The sequence below is a fragment of the Candidatus Hydrogenedentota bacterium genome (genome assembly GCA_016791475.1).
In the GTDB taxonomy this organism is placed as follows: Bacteria; Hydrogenedentota; Hydrogenedentia; order Hydrogenedentales; family JAEUWI01; genus JAEUWI01.
The window spans coordinates 59,884-69,272 of record JAEUWI010000044.1; the positions used below are offsets into that span (position 1 = coordinate 59,884).

6 protein-coding genes are annotated in these 9,389 nt (G+C 60.7%); 1 reads left to right on the forward strand and 5 read right to left on the reverse strand.

Annotation, left to right across the window (positions count from 1 at the left end; genetic code table 11):
• Nucleotides 1-41 precede the first annotated feature (41 nt).
• Nucleotides 42-1,028, forward strand: a complete 987-nt coding sequence (locus JNK74_20665) for a hypothetical protein (GenBank protein ID MBL7648596.1) — start codon at nt 42-44, stop codon at nt 1,026-1,028.
• A gap of 22 nt (nt 1,029-1,050) precedes the next feature.
• On the opposite strand, the gene JNK74_20670 is transcribed toward JNK74_20665, so the two are convergent.
• The 5 genes from JNK74_20670 to JNK74_20690 all read right to left on the reverse strand — a co-directional run.
• The gene (locus JNK74_20670) at nt 1,051-2,325 is read right to left on the reverse strand and encodes a hypothetical protein (GenBank protein MBL7648597.1); all 1,275 of its coding nucleotides are present in this window, start codon (nt 2,323-2,325) and stop codon (nt 1,051-1,053) included.
• Between the two features lie 289 nt (nt 2,326-2,614).
• A complete protein-coding gene (locus tag JNK74_20675; GenBank protein MBL7648598.1) occupies nt 2,615-4,627 on the reverse strand; it encodes an FAD-dependent oxidoreductase in 2,013 nt (670 codons plus the stop codon).
• 414 nt (nt 4,628-5,041) lie between these two features.
• Nucleotides 5,042-7,060, reverse strand: a complete 2,019-nt coding sequence (locus JNK74_20680) for an FAD-dependent oxidoreductase (protein ID MBL7648599.1) — start codon at nt 7,058-7,060, stop codon at nt 5,042-5,044.
• Nucleotides 7,061-7,214: 154 nt separating this feature from the next.
• Entirely contained in the window at nt 7,215-8,951 is a 1,737-nt protein-coding gene (locus tag JNK74_20685; GenBank protein MBL7648600.1) for a carboxypeptidase regulatory-like domain-containing protein, read from the reverse strand.
• 186 nt (nt 8,952-9,137) lie between these two features.
• Nucleotides 9,138-9,389 (reverse strand): hypothetical protein (locus JNK74_20690; protein MBL7648601.1); only part of this gene is annotated, 252 nt, incomplete at its 5' end.

Below are 9,389 nucleotides of genomic sequence, written 5' to 3' on the forward strand. Positions count from 1 at the left end.
GACTCCGACCGAACGACACGACTACTCCAGGAGGGCGTGCGATGCGTATTCTCAACGGGCTGGCGCTCGCGTTTTTCCTGTGCTGTAGCGCAAGCCTTGTCTATTCCGAGCCAACCCTTCAGTCAATTATCGACGCGATCCAAGCCAACGCGGAGAAGCGCGCAGCGCTCCTGAAGCATTCATCCGGTGCCTGTACCGTCCGCCTGCAACGCGAGGTGGCGGAAGATCGCCCAGCGGAAAAGCTCCCCTTTTCGATGGATAATTTCCACTTTGACCCGAACCACACGGCGAAGGTCACGTGGATGCAGCGAGGTGACCTGCTGCGCTTCGATGTAGTGATTCCGCAGCCGGCCACGCCATCCACCATCTGGTCGCCTTTCCCCCCTCAAAACACGCGAACACTACTGGATGGCCACCGCTCCGTGACTTACGACGTTACGGCAGATTCGGTTTTTATCGACACGCAACCACCGGCGTCGGTAAATCCGATAGCCATTCTTTACCGTTTTGAGCCCGAACTGTTGTACCGGTTTCGAGGCTACGTACTGCATGAACTGCTGAAAGAGTTCCTTGAACAAGACCGGCTTCCGAAGATCAGCGAAGTCCATCGGAACGGCCAACGCCTGCTCGAACTGAAATTCACCTGGAAACGCGGTGACCATGGCCGTGATCGGGAAGGGGTAACGCAGTACGTCGTGGCTCCGGACCAGGGTTACTCCCTGGTCGAGGGCCTGTACAGCAACCGATTCTTCGACAAAGGAGTGTTCAGCACAGAAACCTTCGAGCGTTTCGACGGGACCTATGTAGAATCCACGGAGTATCGCGGCATCTGGCTCCTCTCGCATCTGCGGCACCTGACGGACACTTCGGGAACTTTGGATGCCGTTGAAGTCACATTAAAAGAGACTCGCGTCGGTATTGACTCACCCGACGTTAATTTCACCGAAGAGGGCCTCGGAATCAAGGATGGCGCGCCGACGGTGGATCGACGCGTACCCTCGACAGGCACGGCGGAAGGCAACCCCTGACGCTGCAGAGTCAGCGCCCGCGTCAGGACGGCTTGGTGCGATTCTTCCGGTAGCTCGCATAGGCGATTCCGCCATTGATCAGCAGGGCGGCGATGGCGCAGACAGCAATCAGAAACTTGCTGTCGATTCGCTGGAGATTCTGAAGGGAGAAGTCTCGCCCGAGCCGGCCCAGATCTTCCCGGAGATCGCCCAGATAGTCTTTGAAGCTCCTGCTGGCGGGGAGTCGCTGACCACCGGTCAGGGTGTAGCGCTCGACCGAGTCTGGAGCGTTACCTGGTTCCGGCCAATATTCCTGCACAGGCGTCCCGTCTCGCATGAGCCCCTTGAACTCAAGAAAGCCCGGTATATCCAGACGCCCGTCCGAGGCGTAGTCTCCAGTCTTGAGAATGATCCGTTCCGAACATACACTTCCCCCGTCGAAATATTGGGTCCGCTCAAGCACAGCGGTTTCGATGACAAAGTGGCCACTTTGTCGTGCGAGTTCCGTAACGGACAGCAACTCCTCCGTCCTGACGGGTATGGTGTTCTGATCTATTACGGGGGGAGGTGCCAGAAGCCTCTCGTCTCTCGAATCACGCCAGCCGCGCCGTCGGCTGCTTGCCTCACTGGCGTGAGTGACCTGAATGGTATACCTGCGCGGCAGGCAGCCGAATTCGGGGTCGAGCCAGAACGTGAAAATTCTCCCATTCCACTCCCCTGTAATTTCATGGCACGGGTGCCCGTCAACCTCGACCAATTGGCCTTTGTCTGCCAATGCCTTGTACCCAAAACCGAAGCGACCCGGTGGTCCACACAGCCGATCAAGATAATTGAGCAGGGGAAGGCGGATGTATGGGCCGCGGCCAAACCCATGGCGGATACTCAATTTACCCGCCACTGCTACTTCATCACTTACCGTCAAGTCGAATTCGAACTCGCGTCGCTCTTCATCCAGATACACGGTACGCGTCTTACGGTCGCCGTCGGGAGACTGCCGGAACCGCTCGGTCCCGTATCGCTCGCCGTCGCTGAGGACCAGCCACTGGTCCACCACGCGCCCCGAGCGTAATGCGGGCCCGTCTTTCTCCAACCGCCAGGTCACCTCCGCCTCGATCCGGTTTCCGATGCTGGCCCCCGATTCCAACAAGAAGTTGGAACGCATACGTTCGAACATCTGGGCGGGTTCCGTCACCTGGGCGTCCGATCGGAAACAGCATAGAAAGACCAGGGCAACGACATTCCCCCATCGCGCCAGCACTGCCAATCGGGCATGACCCTCCCGGCGTGAACCATCATTCATCCGTTTGACCAGAAACACGTTCACCATTCCTCCATCCTCCGCGCGGATTTCGAATCCTCGCGCGGCTGCCCGATTCGACGTCTGTTCTCCCCGAAGGGAATAGGGGTCGACTCCGGTTCGATGATAGCAGTTGAACATCGATCCGAGAAAGTGTGGGACCCGTCGCTTTCCCTCCGGCAATGTTCACGGGCAAACGGACCATCGCGGCCCGATCATCCACGGAAAATCTCCTCCCGGTAGTGTATTCCCCGCGATGGGTTGATCAAGTCGCCGATCAGTACCTCTTTATCCGCGCCGATCCGCCGGACTATTGCGCCAACCACTGAACGCAGTCCGCGCTGAGGACCCCGCCGGCATCGGGACTGCCGACAATTTCAACCGTCCCGCCGCCCGCCGCGATATCGTACAGACCGAGGTTCACAAAGGGCGCGAGCGCTCCCTGAGAGGCGCGCTGGTCCAGATGCAATTCGACCACTCCGCTGGCGGTATGAACCCGCACGAGCGCCCGCACCGCCCGATTCGGATTGGCCGAGTAGGACAGTCGGATCTCATAGCGACCCGGAGCCAATGACCCGGGGTTAAATCGAGCCATATTTTCGGAGCTGGCCGCGTTGTCGTCGTGCACATAATCGAGTCCCACAAAGGGTCCCGCGCTCACGGATGGCTTCCAATTCCCGATGAGTTCGGCGCGGTCATTGTCCATCACTACGCCGGGCAGATCCGAGGCCCGCAGCCAGTCGGGGTTGGCCTCGTCCTCGTGGAGAATGGCCCCAAGACTCCGAAGTTTCGCCTGCAACGCGGTGACGTCGATATCCTGGACGGGGGTATTCCCTTCGCGCGCCAAAGCTGCGGCTATGCCGAGGGCCTGGCCAATGATCATGTACTGGGGCTCCATACGCATGCTGGAATAGGCCACATGGGAGGCGGAAAAGGCACAGCCCACGAGCAGATTCTCGCATTCCGCCGCCTGCGGCACAAAGGAACAATAGGACATGTCGTAGGGCCGCACGCCGACCTGCATATCGCCCTCGTTGAGGGTGGAGGGTGTGCCGTCGGGCCAGTGGGGCGATGCGGTGGCCGGAAGACGCTGGACATGATGCGAGTCGGAGTTGTAAGAGGCCATGCCGATGCTGTCGTCTTTCCGGCGGTTCTCTTGCAGATCGCTCTGGCGCGTGACATAGCTCCCGACCATACGCCGGGCTTCGCGCACGTAGAGCTGGTGCGGCCAGTTGTCGGTATCGGTAAACTCATCTTTCGCCAGGCCCCAGGAGCGCACTTCGGCCTGGAGCTCGGCGGGCACGCCCGCATCGTGGGCGAGAAAGTAAAAAAAGCCCTTCACGTAACGCTCGTGGTCCGCCCAGATTGCCGCCTGTTCTTCGTAGCTCCCCTCGGGATAACCCCAGCTTGCGCCGATGTAGTCTGTAGAAATGGGGCCGTTGTTGTTGGTGTCCGTCTTGCCGCCGGGCATGGCGATGGGATTGCACAACTCGGCGAATTTCGTCTCCGGGCGCGCCGCGAGATAGCGCCGCAGCAGTTCCCATTGCGCCGGGTCGAAGCCCTCGGGTCGGGGCCAGGCCACACGGTTCTTGGGATTCTGGGTCATGCAGAGCCGGAAGTTGTAGGCCTGAACCTTTTGGTCAGCCGAACCCGGCGCGCCCCCTTCGCCGGTGAAGACTAGCGGCAACAAATTGCCCGCGTCATCCCGCGGATTCACCGGCACGGAGAACTGGTGCTTGTCGCTGTATTCGATGCGACCCGCAAGGCTTTCGCCATAAGCATCCCGCCCTTCCCGGCCCCACGTGTATGAAACACCCGCCCGGGGAAGTAGATCGCCTTCGTAGGAGCAATCGATGAATACTTCGGCGGTGAATCGCGCGCCGCTCTCCAGCGTGATCGCGGCGATGCGCCCCCCCTCCTTCTCCACGGCGTCGAGACGACTCCCGAAAAAGACGTCAACCCGCGCCTCGCGCAACCATCGCCGCAACACACGCTCGGCCTGATGGGGCTCGAAATACCACGAGATCGGTTCGCCATAGAGTTCGCCGAGCTCCTCATAGAAGTCGCGGGCCATCCCGCCGATGACCTGCGTTCGGCCGAAGTCCGTGGCCCCGAGGCCGCCGCTGGTCATGCCGCCCACATGGTGGCGCGGCTCGATGAGGGCGACGGAGCCCCCCTCGCCGGCGGCAGCCACCGCCGCCGCCACGCCCCCGGCCGTAGCGCCATAGACCACCACGTCAAAATCCCGTTGGGGCGGTGTAGCAAGCGCGGAGAAGGCCGGGAGTAGGATCATTAGACCAAGAATCGTGTTGGTAGATTTCATTGCCTTGCTTTCACGCGCAGTGTCGCAGTGGGTAACGCACTGTGTGCTTGCGTCCATTTACACTTCAGCCTAACCGATATTTTTCCCACGGATGGACTCAGATGAACACAGATGGGATCGAAGTTACTTTCGGCTTTGGGACGCCTCTCCAAGATACACTTGCAGGTCGCATGGCCACGCTTCCAGATGTATTTCACGCGAAGGCGCGAAGGCGCAAAGCCGATTGGAATGCACGTTCGAAATGGTCGGCCTGGATTACAGGTAAAATCACAGGCGCGCACCAACTCCTTCTCTCATTCTTCTTCCTGCTCTCAGCGCAACGGTGGTGAAACAATTGGTTGCCGCAACTGTTGCCCCTGGTGGTCCATGGGCAAGTCCATCTTCGTGGCCAAACGGCGGCGCGCCGGAACTCCTTCACTCCTTCGGCAGCCACTGCACCGCATCGGTCACAATGAAGCCGCCCGCATCTTCCCCACCCTGGATTTCCACGTAGCCCTGTTTGCCTTTCTTGAATGCGAAGGTGCCCAGTGAAATGAAGGGCGAGAGCGGCCCCTGTTCCTTCTGCTGGTTCACGAACTGGATTTCCTGACCCGCCGCGGTCTGAATGACCACCTTGACCTTTTGCGCGCGGAATCTCTCCGCCGTGTAGGACATGCGCACTTCATACCACCCATCCCTGGGGAGATCCGGGGTGTAGCGCACCCGCGATTCAGGGGTATTGGCTACTTTTTCGTGCAAGTATTCAAAGCCCACATAGGGCGCCACGCCCCGCGATGTGCTCCACTCCCCCTGCGTCTCGGCGGCGTCTTCATCCAGCACGATGCCGGGCAAGTCGCGCGCATCGAAATACGGGGGCTTTGCGTCTTCCCGCCGCAGGACACCGCCGTGGGCATGAAGTTTGTCCTGTAATGACTTGATGTCGATATCCTGCACGGCCGCCTTTGCCGCGATGGCCATCGACGCCGCGATGCCCGCCGCCTCGCCAATGATCATATACTGGGGCTCCATTCGCATGCTGGAATAGGCCACATGGGTCGCGGAGAATACGGAGCCCACGAGGAGGTTGACGCATTCTTCTTTCTTCGGAACAAAGGAACGGTAGGGCATTTCGTACGCTTTTACCGGGACCTGAACGTCCCCTTCGTTGAGCAACGACGGTGTGCCTTTATCCCACAAGGGCGACTGATCCACCACGAAGCGCTGCACATGATGCGAATCCGAGTTGTAGGAACCCATGCCGATCGTGTCGGGCTTGGTCCGCTCGTCCTGCAGGTCTTTCTGGCGCATGACATAGGCGCCGATCATGCGGCGCGCTTCACGCACGTAGAGCTGGTGCGGCCAGTGGCCCGTGTCGGCGAATTCGTCCTTCGCCAGGCCCCATCCATTGATTTCATCCTGCAGCGCCTTCGGTACGGAAGGGTCATTCGCCAGGAAATAGAAGAAGCCCTTGACGTAATCCTCGTGCGCCTTCCAGATGCGCGCCTGCTCCTCATAACTCGCCTCGGGATAGTCCCAGCTTCCGCCGATGAAATCCGTGGAGACCGGCCCCCGGTTGTTGACGTCCGTCTTGTTGTTGGGCATGGGCGAAACGATCATGATGTCGTCCATGATCAGGCCCGGTCGCGCTGCGAGATAGCGACGCAGAATTTCCCATCGCGCCGGATCGTAGCCATCGGGCTTGGGGAAGGGTATTTGGTTCTCTTTGACGCTGGACAGACACATGCGGAAGTTGTAGGCCTGTACTTTCTTGTCGCCGTCCCCCGGTTTCAGTCCATCGTCTGCCTGAATCAAGGGCAGGAGCGCACCGTCTTCGCCGTAGGGATTGATGGGCACGTCAAACTGGTGCTTGGGGCAATAATCCACCTTGCCCGCCAGGGATTCTCCGTATTCGTCGCGACCTTCGCGGCCCCACGTATACGTGATGCCCGCGGACGGCAGCAGATCGCCTTCGTAGGAGCAATCGATAAACATTGCGCCCCGGTACTTCTCCTCATTCAACAGCGTAATGGACGTAATCCGGTCTTCTTTCTTCTCCAGCGACTTCAGGCGGCTGCCATAGACCACCGTGACGCCCGCCGCATCGAGCCACTCCTTGAGGATGCGCTCCGCCTGGTGGGGCTCGAAATACCACGAGACCGATTCGCCATAGTGCTTCCCGAGGCGAACATAGAACTCTTTCGAACGCCCACCGATGACCGACATGTCCCCGAAATCCGTTCGGCCCAGTCCGCCCGACGTCATGCCGCCAATGTGGGTGCGGGGCTCGATGAGTACGGTCTTGCGCCCCTCCTCCGCCGCCGCCACGGCGGCAATGGCGCCGCCCGCGGTGCCGCCATAGACCACCACATCGAATTCATGGTTACCCGCGCGGACGGGCTGGACGGCGGAAAGCAGCAGGGCTATCAGGAGGGCGGGGAAGGTGAGTCGGGACACGGCAATTCTCCTCTGGGTTCAATCTCCAAGAATAGCCAAGTCCCGCGAGCCATGCAACCCCTTCCTTTCAGACGCGCTGGCTCCACCAAAAGGAACACCGCCCCCGGCTTGGGGGCGGTGCGTAGTCCGCGTGATGTACCACTACACTTCCGGATCAGGACTCCGGCGACATGAATCGGCTCCACAGGGCGAAGGTTGCCACGCCCAGGACACCCAGGAGCCATTCGCCCAGGTCCCTTGGCCAGGAAAGCGGGCCGGACTTCGTCCCGGCGCAGCCACTGTCCTCGCCAATGACACGGCGCAGCTCCGCCTCAGTCAAGGTGTCGCTGTTGTTGGTGTCCATGGCGTTAAACTGCGCCTGGGTCAAGCCCGCAACCTCGGTCCGGGCCTCGGAGAAACTCAATACACCGTCTCCATTTGCATCCGCGTCGTCGAAGGCCGCGTCGAGCATTTCCGCAGCCTCTTCAAGCGTGACCGGTTCACCTTCACCTTCACCTTCACCTTCACCTTCAACTTCAACTTCACCCTCGCCCTCGCCCTCGCCCTCGCCCTCGCCCTCGCCCTCGCCCTCGCCCTCGCCTTCACCTTCACCTTCGCCTTCGCCTTCGCCGGCACTTCGCGGTAACTCCAAGGCCAGGCCCTCCTCCGCCTCGTCCAACTGAATTACCCCACTCGTGGTCTTGTAGCCGACGGCCGATGCGGTGACCGTGTAGGTTCCGAGGGGCAGGCCGGAGAACGTGTAGATCCCCTCGTCGTTTTCTGTTTGGGCGGGTGCCTCTTCGGGACTCAACGATACGGTGGCGTTCTCAATGGGCAGGCTTGTGGAGAGATCGGTTACTTCAACCTGCAGATTGGAAAGGTCTTCGCCCTCGCCCTCACCCTCGCCCTCGCCGACATCGATCACATCGATGGCGATGACCTCGTACGATTTGGACATCACTTCTTCGCCCACTTTGAAATTATCGATGGTCACCTGAAACACCACATCGGGACCGGGCGAACCCTGCGCGACGACCGGGTCCCACACGATGGTGTTGTCGCCAAAGCCATTCTGCGGGGTAAAAGGGATGACATCCTGCTCTACGCCGTTGACGGCGAAGGTGACGGTCGCCGCCGAAAAGTCCGCGCCGGGATGGGAATAAGACCAGCGCCCCACAATGAGCGGCTTGGGAAAGAATCCGTCGTTGGGCCAGGCTGCGGGTTGAGAGACGCCACTGGCAGGCCCGCCCCCGATGACCCAGAGGGCGTTCGCCGCCTTGTTGGAACCATTCGCGGGCACGTTGCCGCTGCCCATGACCGTCTGGCGCGGGTAGAGTATCCATCGCCGGTGCCCCGCGGCCTTGTTGCCCAGGCCAAAATCCTCCATGTAGATATCAATCGCTTCCGGGCCCGCCTCGCCCAGGGTCAGGTTGGACTTGCCCGCGGCCGTGTCGCCATCGTCGGTGTAGCAAGCAAAGGAGGGATTCGGGCTGTGGCTGAGGGTATCCTCCGCGGACATCATCAGGGCCGCCTCCTGGCACTGGGCATTCAGCGTGTCGTCAAAGGTGATATTGCCCGGCACCCCCGCCATGGCGCGGTAATAGTTGATTCGATCCACCGTGGCTTGATGATACAGGACGCTGTTCGTTCCGGCGGTGCAGGAGCTGCTGTTGCCCGTCCACCCCATGGGGATAAGTTCGCCGGGAAGGTACACCGTCTGGTAGAGGGCGATCACGGCCTCCCGGCTGAAGCGATCCACGCTCAGGGACTGCTTGTCCTGCGAAGGGCCGCTGGACGCGCCGGTCGTCGCCGACGCCAGGGGCGGTTCGCTCAGCTCCGCCGCTTGCGAAGCCCAAGCGGCGGCGAGGACACACCCCAACACCGGAACGATAGCTACACGCCAATTCCCCATGTTTCGCACACTCCATCGAACGGCATGGTTGCCGTAAACCCAACCTGAATCACCAGAGCACGACCGGGCCGTCCCGCAGCCCCCGAAAAAACATCAACCCCCTCTATTGTACCGCTTGCGCGTTAATCTGCATAGCCCCGAGTCCAACGCCCCCCGAAGCACGTCGCATGTAGCGGAAAAGCGTCTTCACCCTCGGCCGTGGGGCGTACGCCAGCAGAATGTAACTATCAGCGCCAACCCCAACAGGAACAAGTCGCCCAATAGTCCTTTGACACCGCTCGAATAGTCGAGGTCCTTGTTGCACTGGCACCCGCCCTCGCCCTCGCCCTCGCCCTCGCCCTCGCCTTCGCCCTCACCCTCACCCTCACCCTCACCCTCACCCTCACCTTCACCCTCGCCCTCGCCTTCACCTTCACCTTCACCTTCACCTTCGCCTTC